Annotated in this window: 17 protein-coding genes; 13 read left to right on the forward strand and 4 right to left on the reverse strand. The window is 69.2% G+C overall.

Annotated elements, in window-relative coordinates; translation table 11 throughout:
- Nucleotides 1–277 precede the first annotated feature (277 nt).
- Entirely contained in the window at nucleotides 278–2,554 is a 2,277-nt protein-coding gene (locus H0B54_RS18105; protein WP_188261489.1) for a helicase-related protein, read from the forward strand.
- Between the two features lie 39 nt (nucleotides 2,555–2,593).
- On the opposite strand, the gene gpmA is transcribed toward H0B54_RS18105, so the two are convergent.
- On the reverse strand, nucleotides 2,594–3,355 hold the full coding sequence (gene gpmA, locus H0B54_RS18110) for a 2,3-diphosphoglycerate-dependent phosphoglycerate mutase (RefSeq protein WP_188261490.1): 762 nt from the start codon (nucleotides 3,353–3,355) through the stop codon (nucleotides 2,594–2,596).
- Nucleotides 3,356–3,562: 207 nt separating this feature from the next.
- Between gpmA and H0B54_RS18115 the strand changes: the two genes are divergently transcribed.
- Nucleotides 3,563–3,859, forward strand: coding sequence for a MarR family transcriptional regulator (locus H0B54_RS18115; RefSeq protein WP_014198175.1), 297 nt, complete (start codon nucleotides 3,563–3,565; stop codon nucleotides 3,857–3,859).
- A 12-nt stretch (nucleotides 3,860–3,871) separates the two neighbouring features.
- The gene (locus tag H0B54_RS18120) at nucleotides 3,872–4,213 is read left to right on the forward strand and encodes a hypothetical protein (protein ID WP_188261491.1); all 342 of its coding nucleotides are present in this window, start codon (nucleotides 3,872–3,874) and stop codon (nucleotides 4,211–4,213) included.
- A 15-nt stretch (nucleotides 4,214–4,228) separates the two neighbouring features.
- Here the strand turns inward: H0B54_RS18120 and H0B54_RS18125 are convergent, their stop codons facing one another.
- On the reverse strand, nucleotides 4,229–4,426 hold the full coding sequence (locus H0B54_RS18125; RefSeq protein WP_188261492.1) for a Nif11-like leader peptide family natural product precursor: 198 nt from the start codon (nucleotides 4,424–4,426) through the stop codon (nucleotides 4,229–4,231).
- A gap of 211 nt (nucleotides 4,427–4,637) precedes the next feature.
- A complete protein-coding gene (gene glgX, locus H0B54_RS18130; protein ID WP_188261493.1) occupies nucleotides 4,638–6,923 on the reverse strand; it encodes a glycogen debranching protein GlgX in 2,286 nt (761 codons plus the stop codon).
- A 569-nt stretch (nucleotides 6,924–7,492) separates the two neighbouring features.
- Here glgX and H0B54_RS18135 point away from each other — a divergent pair.
- The 3 genes from H0B54_RS18135 to H0B54_RS18145 all read left to right on the forward strand — a co-directional run bounded on the left by H0B54_RS18135 (nucleotide 7,493) and on the right by H0B54_RS18145 (nucleotide 11,547).
- The gene (locus H0B54_RS18135; protein WP_188261494.1) at nucleotides 7,493–9,637 is read left to right on the forward strand and encodes a hybrid sensor histidine kinase/response regulator; all 2,145 of its coding nucleotides are present in this window, start codon (nucleotides 7,493–7,495) and stop codon (nucleotides 9,635–9,637) included.
- A 112-nt stretch (nucleotides 9,638–9,749) separates the two neighbouring features.
- Nucleotides 9,750–11,042, forward strand: a complete 1,293-nt coding sequence (locus tag H0B54_RS18140) for a pentapeptide repeat-containing protein (RefSeq protein WP_188261495.1) — start codon at nucleotides 9,750–9,752, stop codon at nucleotides 11,040–11,042.
- Between the two features lie 40 nt (nucleotides 11,043–11,082).
- Nucleotides 11,083–11,547, forward strand: coding sequence for a hypothetical protein (locus H0B54_RS18145; protein WP_188261496.1), 465 nt, complete (start codon nucleotides 11,083–11,085; stop codon nucleotides 11,545–11,547).
- A gap of 28 nt (nucleotides 11,548–11,575) precedes the next feature.
- On the opposite strand, the gene H0B54_RS18150 is transcribed toward H0B54_RS18145, so the two are convergent.
- Nucleotides 11,576–11,845, reverse strand: a complete 270-nt coding sequence (locus tag H0B54_RS18150) for a hypothetical protein (RefSeq protein WP_188261497.1) — start codon at nucleotides 11,843–11,845, stop codon at nucleotides 11,576–11,578.
- Nucleotides 11,846–12,012: 167 nt separating this feature from the next.
- On the opposite strand from H0B54_RS18150, the gene hisG reads away from it, so the two are divergent.
- The 7 genes from hisG (at nucleotide 12,013) to infA (ending at nucleotide 19,015) form a co-directional block, all read left to right on the forward strand.
- Entirely contained in the window at nucleotides 12,013–12,762 is a 750-nt protein-coding gene (gene hisG, locus H0B54_RS18155) for an ATP phosphoribosyltransferase (protein ID WP_425490049.1), read from the forward strand.
- The gene (hisD, locus tag H0B54_RS18160; protein WP_188261498.1) at nucleotides 12,746–14,053 is read left to right on the forward strand and encodes a histidinol dehydrogenase; all 1,308 of its coding nucleotides are present in this window, start codon (nucleotides 12,746–12,748) and stop codon (nucleotides 14,051–14,053) included. Before hisG ends, hisD begins: the two co-directional genes overlap by 17 nt.
- Nucleotides 14,050–14,532: a UPF0262 family protein gene (locus H0B54_RS18165; RefSeq protein WP_094306898.1), complete on the forward strand. Its 483-nt coding sequence runs from the start codon at nucleotides 14,050–14,052 to the stop codon at nucleotides 14,530–14,532. The genes hisD and H0B54_RS18165 overlap by 4 nt, the downstream gene beginning before the upstream one ends.
- A gap of 16 nt (nucleotides 14,533–14,548) precedes the next feature.
- Nucleotides 14,549–15,010, forward strand: a complete 462-nt coding sequence (locus tag H0B54_RS18170; protein WP_094306899.1) for an arsenate-mycothiol transferase ArsC — start codon at nucleotides 14,549–14,551, stop codon at nucleotides 15,008–15,010.
- Nucleotides 15,011–15,145: 135 nt separating this feature from the next.
- Nucleotides 15,146–17,452, forward strand: a complete 2,307-nt coding sequence (locus H0B54_RS18175) for a hybrid sensor histidine kinase/response regulator (protein WP_188261499.1) — start codon at nucleotides 15,146–15,148, stop codon at nucleotides 17,450–17,452.
- 110 nt (nucleotides 17,453–17,562) lie between these two features.
- The gene (locus tag H0B54_RS18180; RefSeq protein WP_188261500.1) at nucleotides 17,563–18,654 is read left to right on the forward strand and encodes a lysozyme family protein; all 1,092 of its coding nucleotides are present in this window, start codon (nucleotides 17,563–17,565) and stop codon (nucleotides 18,652–18,654) included.
- Nucleotides 18,655–18,796: 142 nt separating this feature from the next.
- Nucleotides 18,797–19,015, forward strand: coding sequence for a translation initiation factor IF-1 (infA, locus tag H0B54_RS18185; RefSeq protein ID WP_014198195.1), 219 nt, complete (start codon nucleotides 18,797–18,799; stop codon nucleotides 19,013–19,015).
- Nucleotides 19,016–19,019 lie beyond the last annotated feature (4 nt).

The raw sequence follows: 19,019 nt of genomic DNA on the forward strand, positions 1-19,019 counted from the left end.
CCGGCACCGCCCCTTTTTCGCAGCGGTGGGATGGGAGAGGGGAAAGTTCAGGCGAATTAGCCCGGCCACGCCGGAGAAACCCCTGAATCGGCTTGCCCTATCCTATGGCTCCGACCATATAGGTACGCCCGTGGGGCGCCGGTGTGCAGAAGAGGGGGTGGGCGTCCGCCCCGCGGCGCGGCACTGTTTCAGGCCCGGCAGAGCCCCCATCAGACCGCCAGCCTCTTGAATCCACAGGCCGATCTCTCCGGGGCCGGCGACGGAAGAAGACCAGTCCATGAGCAACGACGAGACCACTCCCCGCCAACCCGGCACGGCCCCAGGCACGGCCGACGAATTCGACCGCCGCGACGCGCTGCGCGCCATCGCCGCGGTGGTGCGCGGCGACGGGATCGAGGTGGACGCCGACAGCACCCCGGCCCGCTGGTCGGTCGCCGTCGTCCATGAGGTGGTCGTTCCCGGAACCGACCGGAAGCTGAAGCTGCGCTTCCGCGTGGCGCTCGGCCCTCTGCCCGACATCGAGGCGGAGCTGTGGGGCCTGATGACCGCGGAGGAGGGCTTCGGCCGTCCCCAGGCGAAGACGCTGGGCAAGCGGGTCAAGGCGGCCTGTTTGTCCTCCGCCGCCATCGAGAAGGCGCGCGGTCGGGTGGACGGCTGGTTCGCCTCGATGGCGCAGCGCGCCAATGGCTTCGGCGAGGCGTGGCGGCCCAAGGGCTTCGCCGACGAGCTGGGCCGGGTGATCGGCTTCGGCGGGCGCATCCCGCGTCTGCAGACCCTGCTGGACGCGCTGGAGGAGGCCTTTTCCACCGCCGCCGCCCGCGCCGGCTTGAAGGTCCGGCGGGAGCGGCTGGAGAACGCCTCCGGCCTCGGCGTCTATCTGGACAGCTTCGCCACGGCCCGCGCCATGGTGCGCAAGCTGCGGCTGTTCGTCGGCCCGACCAACTCCGGCAAGACCCACGCCGCCATGGACCGGCTGGCCGAGGCGCAGAGCGGCTGCTACCTCGCCCCGCTGCGCCTGCTGGCGCTGGAAGGGCAGGAGGCGCTTGAGACGCGCGGGCGCCCGTGCAGCCTGGTGACCGGCGAGGAGCGCGACGTGCGGCCCGGCGCCTCCTTCACCTCCTCGACCATTGAGATGGTCAACACCTCGAAGGTGTGGGGCGCCTGCGTCATCGACGAGATCCAGATGATCGGCGATCCCGACCGCGGCTGGGCCTGGACCCAGGCGGTGGCCGGCGTGGCCGCCCCGGAAATCCTGATGACCGGCTCCGCCGACGCCATCCCCTACGTCCAGCGCCTCGCCACCGCTCTGGGGGAGGAGCTGGAGGTCGTGGAATTCACCCGCAAGTCGCCGCTGCGCGTGCAGGAGGAGCGGGTGCCGCTGGAGAATGTCCGCCGCGGCGACGCGGTGATCGCCTTCTCGCGCAAGGACGTGATGGGGCTGCGGCGCGAGCTGCTGGCCCGCGACCACACGGTGGCGGTCATCTACGGCGCCCTGTCGCCGGAGGTGCGGCGGGCCGAGGCGCGGCGCTTCCGCGACGGCACGGCGGACGTGCTGGTGGCGACCGACGCCATTGGCATGGGCCTGAATTTGCCGGTCGCCCGCGTCGTCCTGTCGACCACCCGCAAGTACGACGGGCGGGAGGAGCGCGAGCTGAACTCCTCCGAGATCCGCCAGATCGGCGGGCGGGCCGGGCGCTTCGGCATGCACGAGGAAGGCCGCGTCGCGGTGCTGGAAGGGGAGAACATCAACCCGGTGCGCCGGGCGCTGACCACCCCGCCGGTCCCGCCGGAGGACCCGCGGGCCTGGATCAGCCCCAACCTGACCCATGTCGAGGCCATCGCGCGGGAGCTGGACACCGACAGCCTCGCCAAGGTGCTGCGCACGGCGGGGCAGGAGCTGTTGCGCGCCAACCAGACCTTCCGCATGACCGACCTGGAGCAGCGCATCCAGGCCGCCGCCGCGGTGGACCGGGCGAAGCTGCCCCTGGCGGTGCGCGACATGCTGGCGCGCTGCCCCATCGACGTGCGCGACCAGAACAACCTGCGCCTGCTGGCGCTGTGGGCGACCAACCAGGGCAAGGGGATACGCAATTCCGCCCCCGACGCCGCCGAACGATTCCACCACCGCGTCGGCACCGACGTGGAGCTGGAGAAGGCGGAGCGTGCGGTGAAGGAGCTGACCGCCTACGCGTGGCTGGCCTACCGCTTTCCCGACGCCTATCCGGACATGGACCTGTGCCAGGAGCGCCGCGCCATGCTGAACGCCTTCATCGAGCGGACCCTGGCCGAACGCTCGCTGGCTCGGGCCTGTCCGGTCTGCGGCACGCGGCTGAAGGCGAACCACCGTTTCCGGGTCTGCGACAACTGCTACGCCGGGCGTGTCGAGGAGCGGCAGGGCGAGCGGCGTGGACGCCGTCCGGACGGGGCGCGTGGCCCGGACAGGGGCGCGGCTCCGGCGGAGGGCGGCCACCCGCCGTTCCACCACCCGCTGCCGGGCCGCAAGCGCGGCAAGGGCGGGGCGGGGCATCGGGGGCGACGGCCCGCGGGGGGATGAGTTCGTTCCCTCTCCCGGGGCGGGAGAGGGATCGTTCAGTTACGCCGCCACGACGCCGCTCGGACCGGTGTCGTCCCGGCGGGTCCAGGTGATTTCCTCGGTTCCGCCGCCTTCGGTCAGGAAGTAGCGGCGCAGCGGCACCAGATCGGCGCCCAGCTCGTAGACCAGCGGACGGCTGGTCGGGATCTCGAACAACGGGATGTCCTGGTCGGGCACCTTGTCGAGATGCTTGACGAGGCCGCGCAAGCTGTTGCCGTGGGCCGACACCAGCACCCGCGCGCCGATCCGCAGGGCCGGGCAGATGCCCTCCTCCCAGAAGGGGATCACCCGCTCCGTGGTGTCCTTCAGGCTTTCGCCGCGGGGCAGGTTCGCGCGGCCGATCCCGGCGTAGCGCCGGTCCGACACCGCGGAGCACGGGTCCTCGGGCTCGACCGGCGGGGGCGGGACGTCCCAGCTCCGCCGCCACAGGAAGACCTGATCGGCGCCGTGGCGGGCCGCCGTCTCCGTCTTGTTCAGCCCCTGGAGCGCGCCGTAATGGCGCTCGTTCAGGCGCCAGTGCTTGTGCACCGGCAGCCACATCCGGTCCATCTCCTCCAGCACGATGTCGAGCGTCTTGATCGCCCGCTTCAGGACGGAGGTGAAGGCCACGTCGAAATCGAATCCGGCCTGCTTCAACAGCCCGGCGGCGTGGCGCGTTTCGGCCACCCCTTGTTCGGTCAGATCGACGTCGGTCCAGCCGGTGAACAGATCCGAGCGGTTCCAGACGCTCTGACCGTGCCGCAGCAGCACGAGCCGATGCATGGTCCCTCCTCCTGACGTGACGGTGCCTCTCTCCGGGAACGGGAGGGCGTGGGGAAGGGTTCCGGCCGGGGCGTCACAAATGGCGTGGCTTTGTGTCAATTTGGAAACACGCGCGACACATTCGGACAACAAAGGCGGGGTAACCTGCGGAGCAAGCGAAATTATCCGTCCGGTGCCTGCGCAGCCGGACTGCGACGCCGAGCCAACTTGCGTTCCGAGGCCGCCATGCAGCATCATGACCTCCTCTCCAGGACCGTTTCGACCGATCGGGACATCACCCTGGAGGCGCTTCGTGTGTTCACCTATCTGAGCCGGCGGCTCCATTTCGACCGTCCCGTGCCGGTGCTCCAGTCCGAACTGGCTGATGCGCTCGGCATGCAGCGGCCCAACGTCAACCGGGCCATCAAGCTGCTGGAAACCAAGCAGATCCTTCTGCGGGATTCCAAACTGGGGCGTGCGATCACGTTCCGGTTGAACCCGGAGCTGGAGGGCGGCCGGGCCTGAAACTGGTCCGGAATGATCTTCGAAACCCGTCACCTTGTCTTCACGAACTCGGCCCTCAAGAAAGCCTTCGCCTGGTATCAGAAGGTGCCGAATCAGACCGATCTTCCGTTCGGCCTGATCGCCTCCGTCGTTCCGAAATCGGACGGGGGCGTGGTGGTCATGGTGCAGCAGGGGGCCGCGAAGGTGCGGGACGTCGCCTTCATGCCCAGCAAGACGCTCGGCATCCTCCTGCTTTTCTGCCGCCGTCAGAAAATTCCCATTCCGCGCGACGCCGACAAGGACATCTTTCCGTCCGACGACGGGATCATGCTGACGATCCGCGGCAGTTGCAGCACCACCGCGCCGCCGCCGTGACCGCACCGCCCGTGCTCAGTCGGTTCCACAGCCGGCGGGTTGGCCCACGGCCAGGGGAATGTCCGCCTCGGTGAAGCGGTAGCCGTGACCGGCGGCGAAATCCACCAGATCTCCCAGGGTCAGCAAGCCGCGCGACGCCCGCCGCAGCGCCGCGCGCAGGGCCGGGTCGGCCTCGGTGGCGACCAGGAATCGGATGTAGTCGCCATGACACATGCCCAGCCTCCCTGGAATCGTTGCGGCTGTCCCTCGTTCCAAAGCGCGGGAACGGGGTCATTGCGGCGTTGCGGACACAAGCAATGGACCGAGGCGAACAGTCTGTCGCCTTGATATCGCTTATTTGCCTAAAATTGTATATAAAAGGCCCGAAGAACGGTGCGGCGTCCTGCCGCACCGTTCGTTCTCCACGGCCCATGCGGACCGGCGATCACTCGCCCGGTTGCTGCACCGTCTCGGCGGGACTGGCGCCCGACGCGATGCTGTCCGGCGTGATGGCCGCCACCGGTTCGCCCGGCCCGGAGGCGGCGCGCAGAGCCCGCGCGGCGGCCTTCAGCCCGATGTCGGAGCGGCGGTCGGGCATCAGCTCGAACAGCAGCAGGGAACGCCCGTTGACCGGGATCTCGTCGCCGGTCTGGGCGGTGGCGACCTCAAGCCGGTCCGGCTCCGTGGTGTCCACCAGGGTCAGCCAGCGGCTGCCGCCGGCGACCTCTGGCAGCTTGAAGGGCACCACGTCGTGGTAGGCGTTGATGATGAGCAGCAGCGTGGCGTCGGACGCCACCTTCTTGATGCCGGTGGCCTGCGCCCGCCCGTCGAGAAGCATGCCCAGGCAGCGTGCCATGGGGTCCTGCCACTGCTCGGTCGTCTTCTCCTCGCCGGCGGGGGTGATCCAGGTGAGATCCTTCACCTCGAGGTCAGGGTTGTAGGCGCCGGTGAAGAAGCGTCCGCGGCGCAGCAGCGGATGGCTCTGCCGCAGCCCGATCAGGTGGCGGACGAAGTCGGTCAGCGCCCAGCCCTCGTCGCTGACGCCCTCCCAGTCGATCCAGCTGATCTCGTTGTCCTGGCAATAGGCGTTGTTGTTGCCGTTCTGGCTGCGGGCGAACTCGTCGCCGGCCAGGATCATCGGCGTGCCCTGGGACAGCAGCAGCGTGGCCAGCAGGTTGCGCATCTGGCGGAAGCGCAGGGCGTTGATCTCCGGATCGTCGGTCGGACCCTCCGCCCCGTGGTTCCAGGAGATGTTGTGCGAATGGCCGTCGCGGTTGTCCTCGCCGTTCGCGTCGTTGTGCTTGTCGTTGTAGGAGACGAGGTCGTGCAGCGTGAAGCCGTCGTGGGCGGTGACGAAGTTCACGCTGGCCCAGGGCTTGCGCCCACGCCGGTTGAACACGTCGGCCGAGGCGGCCATGCGGGTCGCCAGCTCGGGCAGCTTGCCCTCGTCGCCCTTCCAATAGGAGCGCACGGTGTCGCGGAACTTGTCGTTCCACTCCGCCCAGCCCGGCGGGAAGCCCCCGACCTGATAGCCGCCGGGGCCGCAGTCCCACGGCTCGGCGATCAGCTTGACGCGCGACAGCACCGGATCCTGCCGGCAGGCGTCGAGGAAGCCGCCGCTGTGGTCGAAGCCGTAGGTCTCCCGCGCCAGGATGGTGGCGAGATCGAAGCGGAAGCCGTCGACATGCATCTCGGTCACCCAGTAGCGCAAGGAATCGGTGACCATCTGAAGGACGCGCGAATGCACGAGGTTCAGCGTGTTGCCCGTGCCGGTGTCGTTGATGTAGTAGCGCGGGTCCGGCGCCAGCCGGTAGTAGGAGGCGTTGTCGATGCCCTTGAAGGACAGCGTCGGCCCCATCTCGTTGCCTTCGGCGGTGTGGTTGTAGACGACGTCGAGGATCACCTCGATCCCGGCGTCGTGCAGGCGGGCGACCATCTCCTTGAACTCGTGGATCGCGCCGGTCGCCAAGTAGCGCGGGTCGGGCGCGAAGAAGGAGATGCTGTTGTAGCCCCAGTAGTTGCGCAGCCCCTTTTCCAGCAGATAGCGGTCGTCGACGAAGGCATGGACCGGCAGAAGCTCCACCGCCGTGACGCCCAGCGAGCGGATGTACTCCACCACCTCCTGCTGGGCGAGGCCGGCGAAGGTGCCGCGGTACTGCGGGGGCACCGCCGGGTGCCGCATGGTGTAGCCGCGCACATGGGTCTCGTAGAAGATCGACTTCTCCCAGGGAATCGCCGGGTGGCGGTCGTGGCCCCAGGTGAAGGCCGGGTCGATCACCACGCATTTCGGCATGCCGGGGGCGCTGTCGCGCCGATCGAAGGACAGGTCGCCGCGCGGCGAGCCGACGCGGTAGCCGAAATGCGCGTCCGACCAGCGCAACGGCCCGACCATGTGCTTGGCGTAGGGGTCGAGCAGCAGCTTGTTCGGGTTGAAGCGGTGGCCGGCCTTGGGCTCGTAGGGCCCATGCACGCGGTAACCGTAGACGGTGCCCGGCCGGGCGTCCGGCAGATAGCCATGCCACACCTCGTCGGTGTATTCGGGCAGCTCGATCCGTTCCAGCTCGCGGCGTCCGTCCTGGTCGAACAGGCACAGCTCCACCTTGGTGGCGTTGGCGGAAAACAGCGCGAAGTTGACGCCCAGCCCGTCCCATGTGGCGCCGAGAGGGTAGGGAAGACCTTCCCGGATGCGGGACTGGCGGAAAACCTTAGGAGCGAACGGCGGCTTCTTCACGGTTGAACCTCGTGTGGGCGCGTTGCGGCATGAAGCAGCACAGGAACGCGCGAACCGTCCCGGTGATCCCGTCATCGGCGCAATTTCCGATGTTTGCCGGGGCTTCAACTCATGACCGAACCAATTCGTGCCCCCTCACCCAAAGAGTGGGTTCGGTATGAGCATGGTCATAGTCGTCATGGCGAGTCGCGCCGATATCTATAGCATGCTATCATCGGTTCCAGACAATAAAGGCAAATAAACTTCTGGGGAGTGTCCGGGAGCTTTTCGATAAAGGGCCGATGAAGCGGGTGTGACGCAAATGACAACTTTCGCCTTTCCATGCCATCACCGGGTCTTCAGGGCTGAAGACGCGGAGAGATCAATGAAGGGCAGGTCCGGCGGCCATCCCTCTCCGGTTTTTTCGGCCAAAGCGCGATTTGCTGTCCGACAACCCGCGAACCATTGAATTTGCTTCCCACACATCGATCATCGCCACAGGCACAGGCTTCGCCGGTGCCCCGCGGCATCGTGCATCCGGCGGACCGGCAAGACCGTCCCCGCCCCGCTTTACCAAGACGCCCCCGCCCATGATCCGGCTCTCGGTCAACGCCCTGCTGAACTTCCACTCAAAGGCCATCCTGGCAGCCATCGTCCTGGTGATGACGCTGCTCGGCGGTGTGGCTTGGGGTGGGCTGTCGCTGGTCGATTACGTCAGCACGCTCGACCGGGCCGAACGCGGCACCCGGCAGGCCGCCGCTTTTCTCGAAGGGCACGCCGATGCGGTTCTGGACGGTGGCTCCGCCGCCCTGGCGCGGGTGGCCGACCGTCTGGAGGAGGGCGGGTTCGCGTCGCTCGCCGACCGCGCTCTGGGCGAGGCGCTGGCGGCGTCGCGGTTCGGCGCGCTGTCCATCATGGATGCCGGCGGCCGGACGGTGTTCGGCCCTTCGATCCACCCCGACGGCGGCACCGCCAGCCTTTTCCAAGGGGCGGTTCGCGGTGTCGAACTTTTGCACGGGCAGGTCGACGGGCTGGATGCCATCCTGATGGTCCGCCGCATCCTGGGGCGCGAAGGTGCCCTGGAGGGGGTGGTCCTGCTGGCGCTTCCCTCCTCCAGTCTGCACACGGTGCTCGACGTTTTTGGCGACGGCCGGCACAGCGTCGCCGGGCTGTTCCGTTTGGACGGCACGCGGCTGGCCGGCGTTGGGGGCGCCGGTGCCGGGATCGGCCCGCTTCCCGCGCTGGAGCCGGGGGCGGAGAGCGGCGACGGCGACTGGAGCATCGGCGGGGAGGGCGTGGTCATCGGCCTGAAGCGGATGCGCGATTTCCCGGCGATCGCGGCGGTCGCCCTGCCGCGCAGCGTCGCTCTGGAGCCGTGGAGCAGCCGCCTGCAGCACGGCTTCATGATGGTTGGCGTCAGCGTCGTCGCGCTGTTCGGGCTGGCCGCGCTGGGGTGGGCCAGCCTGCGGCGCGAGGCGGCGGCCCGCGACGCCCTGCGCGACGCCAACGCCCGGCTGGAGCAGCGGGTGGAGGAGCGCACCGCCGACCTGCGCTCCCTCAACCAGAAGCTCGTCCGCGCCCTGGCCGAGAAGGAGCGGGCCAACCAGGCCAAGGCCCGCTTCCTGTCGGCGGCCAACCACGACCTGCGTCAGCCCTTCCAGGCGCTGCGCCTGTTCCACCATCTGCTGATGGAACGGCTGAAGGAACCGCGCGAGCGCTCCATCGCCGAGAAGATGGGCGAGGCGCTGGACAGCGGAGAGAAGCTGCTGCACGCGCTGCTGGAGGTTGCCACGCTCGACGCCGGCGTCGTTCGCCCGAACATCGCCGACGTGTCGGTCGCCACCGTCCTGGACGGCGTGGCGGCGGAATTCCGGGGGCTGGCCGCGGACAAGCATCTGGATTTGCGGGTGCGCGGCTGCGCCGCCATGGTGCGCACCGACGCCACCCTGCTGACGCGGATGCTGTGCGACCTGCTGCGCAACGCCATCGCCTACACCCCGGCGGGCGGTGTGGTGGTCGGCTGCCGGCGGCGCGGCCAATGGCTGCGCATCGAAGTGTGGGACACCGGCCCCGGCATCGCGGCGGAGCATCTGGACGCCATTTTCGAAGACTTCGTGCAGTTGGGCAACCCGGAGCGCGACCGTCGCCGCGGCCTGGGGCTGGGGCTCCCCAAGGTGCGCCGCAAGGCCGCGCTGTTGGGCCACGCGGTGGAGGTCCGCTCGCGCCCTGGCCAGGGGTCCGTCTTCTCGATCATGGTCCCGCTGGCGGCCAGCGAATCGCGGACGGACACGGTAACCCCGACTCCCGTCGGGCGGGCGGAGGGTCTTTCCACCCGCCTGATCCTGATCGTGGAGGACGACCCGGTGCAAAGCGCCGGGATGCAACTCCTTCTGGAAAGCTGGGGACACGACGTTCTGGTGGCGGCGGACGGGCCGGCGGCGCTGGCGACGCTGCGCGCGGCGCCGCGCTGTCCGGACGTGATCCTGTCGGATTTCCGCCTGCCGGGTCCGCTGACCGGGGCGGAGACGGTCACCCGCGCGGCGGAGCAGGAAGGACGGCCCATTCCCGGCATCATCCTGACCGGCGACACCGCTCCCGAACGCATCCGCGAGGCGGTGGCCGCCGGCTGCCGCCTGCTGCACAAACCCGTCACCCCCGACGTGCTGCGCGACGCGCTGAACGCCCTGGGCACGGAACGCCAGCCGCTCCGCCAAAGCCAGTCGTCCGCCGCGTGACGGCAGGAAAGCGCTTTCCTCGACAGGAAGACCCTCCTGTCGAGCGCCGTATTAATCATTCGTGAAGGCCGCAAATGGTACTCTGAAACCGTGATCGGAGGCGAACACGGCCATGCAGCAGCGTCCTCTCACCCGTCTGGATCAGGTCCAGCTCGACGCGGTGGTGCGCCGGCACGAGATGTTCCGGAACGCCCGCATCGGCGGGGCGCGGGCGACGTTGTCCTTTTTCGACCTGAACGGGCTGGACCTCGCAGGGCGTGACCTCGCGCACGCCGACTTCGTCGGGGCCAGCCTGCGCGGCGCCAATCTGGCCGGGGCGCGGCTGGACTGCGCGTCGATGTTCGCCACCGACCTGCGGCTGGCCAACCTGGAAAACGCCAGCCTCATCAAGGCGGACCTCCGCGGCGCCTGCCTGCGCGGCTCCATCCTGATCGGCGCCAACCTGTTCGAGGCGGACCTGCGCGACGGCTCGCTGGCGGAAAAGGACCGCGACGGCAGCCTGCGCATCATCAAGGTGGAATCCCAGCCGACGGAGGCGTCGGGAGCGGACCTGTCCGGCGCCAACCTGACCAACGCCCGGTTGTCCGGGGCCATGGCGATCCACACCGACTTCACCGATGCGCTGATGCGCGGGTGCAAGATGGTGCGCGCCACCATGCGCGGGGCCAACTTCACCGGATCGAACCTGGAAGGGGCGGACCTGTCGGGGGCCGACCTGCGCGGCGCCTGCCTGCGCGGCGCGGTGCTGACCGGTGCCACCATGGTCATGACGGAACTGGCCGACGCCGACATGGAGGACGCCCTCACCGACGATCCCGTCGGCCGCGTCGTCGCCGAACTCGGACGCCCGCTCGATGAGCTTCTGCACGATCACATCCGCTGGGTCGGGTCCAGCGGGGCGGAAGGAATGGCGCTCGACCTGTCGGGCTTCGACCTGCGGCACGCCCCGTCGCTGGCCCACACCTGCCTGACCATGCTGCGGGCGGTCGGGGCGACCCTGTATGGGCTGGACCTGACCAACGTCCAGCTTCAGGCGGCGGTCCTGGAGAAGGGCGATCTGCGGCTCGCCAAGCTGGTGGGCGGCGACCTGCGCGGCGTGAACCTGCGGCTCGCCAAGCTGAACAACGCCGACCTGCGCAAGGCCAACCTGCGCCCCCTCTACTTCGACGAGAAGCGGTCGATGCAATCCGACCTGTCGGGCGCGCGGCTGCGCTACGCCGACCTGCGCGGCGCCTGCCTGCGCGAGGTGAATTTCGCGGGCGCCGACCTGTCCTTCGCCAATCTGGCCGGCTGCGACCTGACGAAGACGGACCTGACCAACGCCCGCATGTTCGGGGCGAAGCTGGAGCGTCGCGCCCTGTCGGATGGCGCCATTCTCGACGGTGTGGCGGGGCTCAAGCTTTAGGACTATATCTGTTCCGGATTTCCTGCGGGAGTGCGGTCCCATGTCCGGGCGCGTCGGTGCGGTCTGCGGTGGCGTGGTGTTCGGTCTGGCGCTGGCGGTCGGGCTGACGGTCCCGTCCGGGCCGGCGCAGGCACGGTCGTCGGTGTTCCTGTCCTTCGGCGGGCCGGTCTATCCCGACCATCCGCCGCCCTACCGGCATTTCCACGGCTATCCGCATCCGGCCTACGGGCATCCGGTCTACGGCCCGCCGGTCTATGTGGTGCCGCCCCCGCCGCCGGTGGTTTACGTGCAGCCGGCGCCCATTCCAGCCCCGCCGCCCGCGGTCGTCTTCACCGAGCCCGCGCCGGCCCCCATCGCCGCCACCCCGACCGGCCCGGCCTACACGGCCCGCAACGGCCAGCTCTGCCGGGAGTACCAGACGACGGTGATGGTCGGCGGCCTCGCGCAGCCCGGTTATGGCACCGCCTGCCGCCAGCCGGACGGAAGCTGGCGGGTGGTCAACTGACCGGCGGGCGCGGCCGTCGAAAGCGTCGTTAGACCGCGCCGCCCGGCGTGCCGATGGTGGCGCTGCCCTTCTCATGCTCGTCGGGGTCCATCGTATCGGCGTAAGGCTTGCCATCCGGCGTCGTCGTTTTCGGGTGGCGGCCTTCCTTTTCGGCCTGAAGACGTTCGGAGATGCCGGTCGGCGCGTCGTCGGAGCGGCGCGGGTCGGCGTTCGGCGCGGGGCCGCCCGTGCTGCTGGGGTCGCCTGGGATCTGCAGGCCCCGGGGATTGACCGGCTGGTTGGAACGGTCCTGTGCCATGGCGTCTGTCCTTTCCTGGAAAGGCGAATCCAACCGGTCCGGGTGGAGCGAGTTCCCCATTTCATCGACGGACAGGGCCGTTCCGCGCCGCACTATGCCTCCTAAGACCGTGACGGCGGCGCGGAATGTGGTATATCCGGGCAGCGGTTCAGCCCGAGGAGAGTTCTTTGCCCGCCGATACCCGTGCTCTTGGCGTGCCGGCGCCCAGCACGCCGACCGATGCGTCGCCCGCAAATGCGCCAGTCGACGCGCTGGCCGGTCAGCCGCTGGTCCTGGCCCTGCCCAAGGGACGCATCCTGAAGGAGCTGCGCCCGTTGCTCGCCCACGCCGGCATCGAGCCGGAAGCGGCGTTCGACGACGCGGACAGCCGGCTCCTGCGCTTTGCGACCAACATCCCGAATCTCAGCATCATCCGCGTCCGGTCCTTCGACGTGGCGACCTTCGTCGCCTTCGGCGCCGCCCATCTGGGCGTGGCCGGCAACGACGTGCTGATGGAGTTCGACTATCCGGAAATCTACGCGCCGCTCGACCTCGGCATCGGCAAATGCCGCCTGTCGGTCGCCGAACCCGTCGAACTGGGGGAGAGCGACGATCCGTCGCGTTGGAGCCACGTGCGTGTCGCGACCAAATACCCGGAGGTCACCAGGAAGCATTTCGCGGCGCGCGGGGTGCAGGCGGAGTGCGTGAAACTGAACGGCGCGATGGAACTTGCCCCGACCCTCGGCCTGTGCCGCCGCATCGTCGATCTGGTGTCCACCGGCTCGACGCTGAAGGCGAACGGGCTGGTGGAGATCGAGCACATCGCCGACGTCACCTCCCGCCTCATCGTCAACCGGGCCGCCTTCAAGACGCGGCCCGAGGAAATCTCCGGCTGGATCGACCGCTTCCGGGAGGCTGTGAATGCCCGTCAGGCTTGATGCCCAGGACCCCCGCTTCGCCGATGGCTTCGAGGGCCTGCTGCACGCCAAGCGCGAGACCAGCGAGGACGTGCAGGCCCTGGTCGCCGGCGTCATCGAGGACGTCCGCAAGCGCGGCGACGCGGCGCTGATCGATTACACCGCCCGCTGGGACCGCCAGACGCTGACCCCCGCCACGCTGCGCATCTCCCAGGAGGAGGTGGACGCGGCGGTGGGCAAGTGCAGCGACGACCTGCTGCGCGCGCTCGACACCGCGGCGGAGCGCATCGAGAGCTTCCACCGGCTCCAGGTGCCGGAGACGACCGACTACCGCGACGCCCAGGGCGTGCGGCTGGGCGCCCGCTGGACGGCGGTCGGCGCCGCCGGCCTCTATGTGCCGGGCGGCACGGCGTCCTACCCCAGCTCGGTCCTGATGAACGCGCTGCCGGCCAAGGTCGCCGGGGTGGAGCGCATCGTCATGGTGGTGCCGACTCCGGACGGGGCGATCAACCCGCTGGTTCTGGCCGCCGCCAAGCGCTGCGGCATCACCGAGATCTACCGCATCGGCGGCGCCCAGGCCGTGGCCGCGCTGGCCTACGGCACGGAGACCATCGCGCCGGTGGACAAGATCGTCGGCCCCGGCAACGCCTTCGTCGCCGCCGCCAAGCGGCTGGTCTACGGGACGGTGGGCATCGACAGCATCGCCGGCCCGTCGGAGATCCTGGTGGTCGCCGACAACCGGAACGACCCGGACTGGATCGCCATGGACCTGCTGTCCCAGGCGGAGCACGACACCTCGGCCCAGTCGATCCTCATCACCGACGATCCGGCTTTCGCCGACGCGGTGGCGGCGGCGGTGGACAAGCACCTGGAGACGCTGCCGCGCGCCGCCATCGCCGGGGAGAGCTGGCGGGAGCACGGCGCGATCATCGTGGTGCGCGACCTGCTGGCCGAGTCGCCCGCCCTGATCGACCGGCTGGCGCCGGAGCATCTGGAACTGGCGGTGGAGGACCCCGACGCGCTGGCCGCGCGGGTGCGCAACGCCGGGGCCATCTTCCTCGGCCGCTACACGCCGGAAGCCATCGGCGACTACGTCGCCGGTCCGAACCACGTCCTGCCGACGGCGCGCTCCGCCCGCTTCTCGTCCGGTCTGAACGTGCTGGATTTCATGAAGCGGACGACCTTTGTCGCCTGTGACGCGGACAGCGTGAAAGCGATCGGCCCGGCGGCAGTGACGCTGGCCCGGTCGGAGGGTCTGGACGCGCACGCGCTGTCGGTGGCGCTGCGCCTGCCGGGGGGAGGTCAGGGGTGAGCACGAAGGGCAACCGCCGCATCGTCCATGTGACGCTCGACGAAAAGACCGTGATCCGGCGCAAGCCGGAGGTGGAGCACGAGCGCGCGGTTGCCATCTTCGATCTGCTCGAAGACAACGAATTCTGCCCCTGCGAACACGCCGATTGCGGTCCCTACCACCTGCATCTGTCGATCGAAGACAACCGGCTGGTCTTCGACATCCGACGCGACGACGACAGCGCGCTGGACAAGATCACCCTGCCGGTGACCGGCTTCCGGTCCATCGTCCGGGATTATTTCCTGATCTGCGAAAGCTACTATCAGGCGATCAAGCGCTCCACGCCCTCGCAGATCGAGGCGATCGACATGGGCCGCCGCGGTCTGCACAACGAAGGATCGGAGATGCTGCGCGAACGGCTGGCCGGCAAGGTCGAGATGGATCTTCAGACGGCGCGGCGGCTGTTCACGCTGATCTGCGTCCTCCACATCCGCGGCTGACGGGGTCGGGCGGCGCATGGCCCCGGTGCTGCAACCGCTCCCCGTGACGAGCGTGTTGTTCGCCTGCACCTACAACATGATCCGCTCGCCGATGGCGGCGGCGATCATGCGGCATTTCCATGGCACGCGCGTCTATGTCGACTCGGTCGGCGTGCGCGAGGGGGACGAGGTCGACCCCTTCGCCGTCGCGGTGATGGAGGAATTGGGCATCGACCTGTCCCGCCACCGCTGCCGCAGCTTCGAGGATCTGGAGGACACGAATTTCGACCTGATCGTGTCGCTGTCGCCGGAGGCGCAGCACCGCGCCATCGAAATGACCCGCACGATGGCCTGCGAGGTGGAATTCTGGAACACCTTCGACCCCACGCTGGTCGACGGCAACCGCGAGGCCATGCTGGACGCCTACCGCAAGGTGCGCGATGGCCTGTTGGGCAAGATCAAGGAGCGCTTTCCACTGTCCCGCGGTCCGACGGTGTGATCATCCGTGGGTTCGGCGGCGGGATTTTGCGAAGTCCTTTTTCAAGGATGGGTTGAGGTGCTATTGAGATGAATCATCGAATGACATGCGGCCGTCCCCATAGACTCTAGCGGCCCCTGAGAGGTTCCCCGCCTGATGCCCGCCGGTTTGCCGTCCCGCCTGCTTCGTGCCACCGGCCTGCGGAGCCTCCGGCTGCGTCTGATGGGCGTCGTGCTGGCGTCCCTGGCCCTGCCGCTGGCCGGGGCGCTGTATTTCTTCGACCAGCAGCTCGACCAGCGCCTGAGCAGCGCACGGGAACTGGCGCGGCATCTGACCGAGGACGGGGTGGAGCGCCAGCGCGACCTGATCGGCGAGGCGCGGAACCTGCTGAGCGTTCTCTCCCTGGTGCCGGCGGTTCGCGACGCCGCCCACGGCAACACCGACGCCTGCGTCGCCACGCTGGCGCCGATGCCGCGGCAGCACCGCTGGACGACCGGCGTGTGGGTGACCGACCCGAACGGCCTCCTCATCTGCGACACGACCGGCCCCGGCTCCGGGATAAGCCTGCGCGAGCGCGAGTATTTCCAGCGGGCGCTCGACACCAAATCCTTCGTTCTGAGCGAGGTGGTGATCGGCAAACGGTCGGGGAAGCCGCTGATCCTCGCGGTGCAGCCGGTGTTGGTGAACGGCGGGATCGAGCGGGTGCTGGGAGTCGCCATCGATCTGGCTTGGCTGACCGATCTCGTGAAGGTGACGAAGCAGGACGACGCGCGCATCATGGTGCTGGACCGTCACGGCGTGGTGATCGCGCGCCAGCCCGATCCGGAAGGCTGGGTCGGACGCAGCATGGCGGATTTTCCGCACATCCGGCGCATGCTGGCCGAGGGCAGCGGCGCGTTCGAGGGCGAAAGCGCCGACGGGCTGAACCGCATCTGGGCCTTTCGCCATTCCCCGGAAACCGACACCGTCTTCGCCGTGGGCATGCCTACTGGGCCGATCGTGGCGGACGCCCAGCGCGACCTGTTGCGCGGGTTGATCCTGCTCGGCATCGCCGCGCTGCTCAGCGTGGCGGCGCTCTGGTCGCTGCTCCACGCTTCGGTCCTGCGTTGGATGCGCGTTCTCAGCCAGGCGGCGACCCGGATCGGTGCCGGCGATGTCGGGACCGTGGTGGAGGCCCGCGGTGCGCCCGACGAGATCCGGCTGGTGGCCAACGCCTTCAACGACATGTCGGGCCGGTTGAAGCGGCGCGAGCAGGAACTGCGCGCCGCCATGGAGGAGGCCCGCGCCGGCAGCCGCGCCAAGGAGGACTTCCTGGCGACCATGAGCCACGAGATCCGCACGCCCATGAACGGCGTGATCGGGTTCGCCGACATGCTCCTGGAAACCCCGCTGACGGCGGAGCAGCGGCGCTATGCCTCCCAGGTGCGGGAAGCCGGGCGCTCCCTGCTGACCGTCATCAACGACGTGCTGGACCTGTCGAAGCTGGAGGCGGGCAAGCTCGACCTGGTCCGCGTGCCGTTCCGGCTGGACGATCTGGCCGACCGCTGCCAGGCCATCGTGCGTCTGGCCGCCGAGCAGAAGGGGCTGGAGATCCACACCTCCGTCTCCGCGGCGGCGCGCGGTTATGTGCTGGGCGATCCCGACCGGGTGCGCCAGATCCTGCTGAATCTGCTGGGCAACGCGGTGAAGTTCACCGACACGGGCAGCGTCCGCCTGACCGTGAAGGCCATGGGCGACGAGTCCGGCCCGCGGCGCTACACCGTCACCGTCAGCGACACCGGCATCGGCGTGCCCGAGGACCGCCAGCGCGAGCTGTTCCAGCGCTTCAGCCAGATCGATCGCGGGCGCGGCGGCACCGGGCTGGGGCTGGCCATCTGCCGCCGCCTGGTCGAGCTGATGGGTGGCGAGATCGGCGTGGAAAGCCGCCCCGGCGTCGGCAGCACCTTCTGGTTCAGCCTGCCGCTGCAGCCCGCCAGCGCCCCGGAACGGGACGACCATGACGGCGGTGCCCCCCACGATCACCAGCCGTCCAGCCGTGGCGCGCGAATTCTGCTGGCCGAGGATCTGGCGATGAACCGCGATCTGGTCATCGCCATGCTGACCCGGGCCGGGCACCATGTGGACGCGGTACCGGACGGCGCCGCCGCCGTGACCGCGGTGCAGGAGCGCGTCTACGATCTCGTCCTGATGGACGTGCAGATGCCGGTGATGGACGGGTTGGAGGCGACGCAGCGCATCCGGGCGCTTCCCGGTCCGCTGGGCCGCATCCCGATCCTGGCGCTGTCGGCGGGCGTGCTGGCCGTGGAGGTGGAGCGCTGCCGGCAGGCCGGGATGGACGATCATCTGGCCAAGCCCTTGGAGAAAAGCCGGCTTCTGGCCGCCGTCGACCATTGGAACGGCGAGGGGCGGCGAACGGCGGTCGACACCGACCCCATCCGCATGGCCGACACGCCGGGCGATTGAATCCTCCGCGCCGATCCCGACCAATGATTAAGAAAAATTAAGGCCTTTGTGCTAAAGCTGCGACGAAGGGTTCCGCGAGAGCGGTTCCGGTTTGATGGTTCCGGTGTTCCATGAAGGTCGCGCTGCCTCCACTCGCCCCGATTCCCGAGCGCAAGCCGGATGTCCCCGCGTCGCCGTCCTCCACGGGCGCCGCGTCGGGCGGGTCGTTCCAAAGCGCGCTGGCGGAGTTCCAGCCGGTTCCGCGCGGGCGGCTGGCCAATGGACAGAAGGCGCCGCCCCCGCCGTCGGCGAAGCCCGAGGCGCCGATCCAACTCGCCGACGGGACCCGCGTGCCGTTTCCCGCCCGCAAGCCCGAGACCGCCCCTGGCGCCGTTGCGACGGCGGTCGCCGCGTCGGGGACCCAATCGACCGTGATCGGCGCCGCCCTGGCGAACAGCCCCGCCGCCGGGCAGGTGGTTCTGGCGGCCCAGCAGGTCGCGGGCCTGTCGGGCCACAGCTTCACCGCCATCCTGGCCCAGGCGACCCAGGAAAGCGGGCTGGACCCGGCGGCCCGCAACCGCTCCAGCTCCGCCGCCGGTCCGTTCCAGTTCCTGGAGCGCACGTGGCTGGACCTGTTCCGCCGCCATGGCTCCGCCTACGGCCAGGGGGAGCTGGCGAGCGCGATCCAGAGCCGCAACGGCATCCCCTCGGTCAAGGACCCGGCGGTGCGCCGCCAGATCCTGGCGCTGCGCCACGATGTCGACCTCTCCGCCGGGATGGCCGCGCGCTACCTGTCCGAGGGCCGCGACCGGCTGGAGGAGCGGCTGAAGCGCCCGGTGTCGGAGACCGAGAGCCGCATCGCCTATGTGCTGGGCGTCGGCGGGGCCGCCAAGCTGATCCGAGCCGCCGAGTCGTCGCCCAGGGCCGCCGCGGCGGAGCTTCTGCCCACCGCGGCGCGGAGCAATCGGGGCCTGTTCTACGACCGCGCCTCGGGCCGGGCGCTGACGGCGTCGGAAACCGTCGCGCGGCTGACGCGCCGCATGGACACCGATCAGAAGGAGATGTTCGAGCGCATCGCCCAGGCCGCGGAACCCCGTGTCCGGCTTGACGGCGGCCCGTCGCCGCTCAGTTCTTTCCAGTCGGCGACGCTTGGCGGCACCGCGGGCATGGACGCGGACGGCGCGGCGGAGTATGAAAACGGCGACGGAAACCCGCTCGGCTGAACCGCCGGCTGTTTGCGTCCCATCTGGAAGGCTTTGGCCAACCCCCACGCCGGAGGCTCACCGCCCCCGGTGGAATCCCCCTTGACCGGGCGGCTTCGGGAGGTCAGTTATTGCCTCGAAACTGTTACGGACTTAAGGGGCTATGGCTAAGGAAGATCTGATCGAGTTCTCCGGGACCGTCGTCGAGCTGCTGCCGAACGCGATGTTCCGTGTGAAGCTCGACAACGAGCATGAAGTGCTGGCGCACACCTCCGGCAAGATGCGCAAGAACCGCATCCGCGTGCTGGCCGGTGATCGCGTCAACGTCGAGATGACGCCCTACGACCTGACCAAGGGCCGGATCACGTTCCGGTTCAAGTGATTGA

Origin of the sequence: Azospirillum tabaci (assembly GCF_014596085.1) — a bacterium.
GTDB lineage: Bacteria > Pseudomonadota > Alphaproteobacteria > Azospirillales > Azospirillaceae > Azospirillum > Azospirillum tabaci.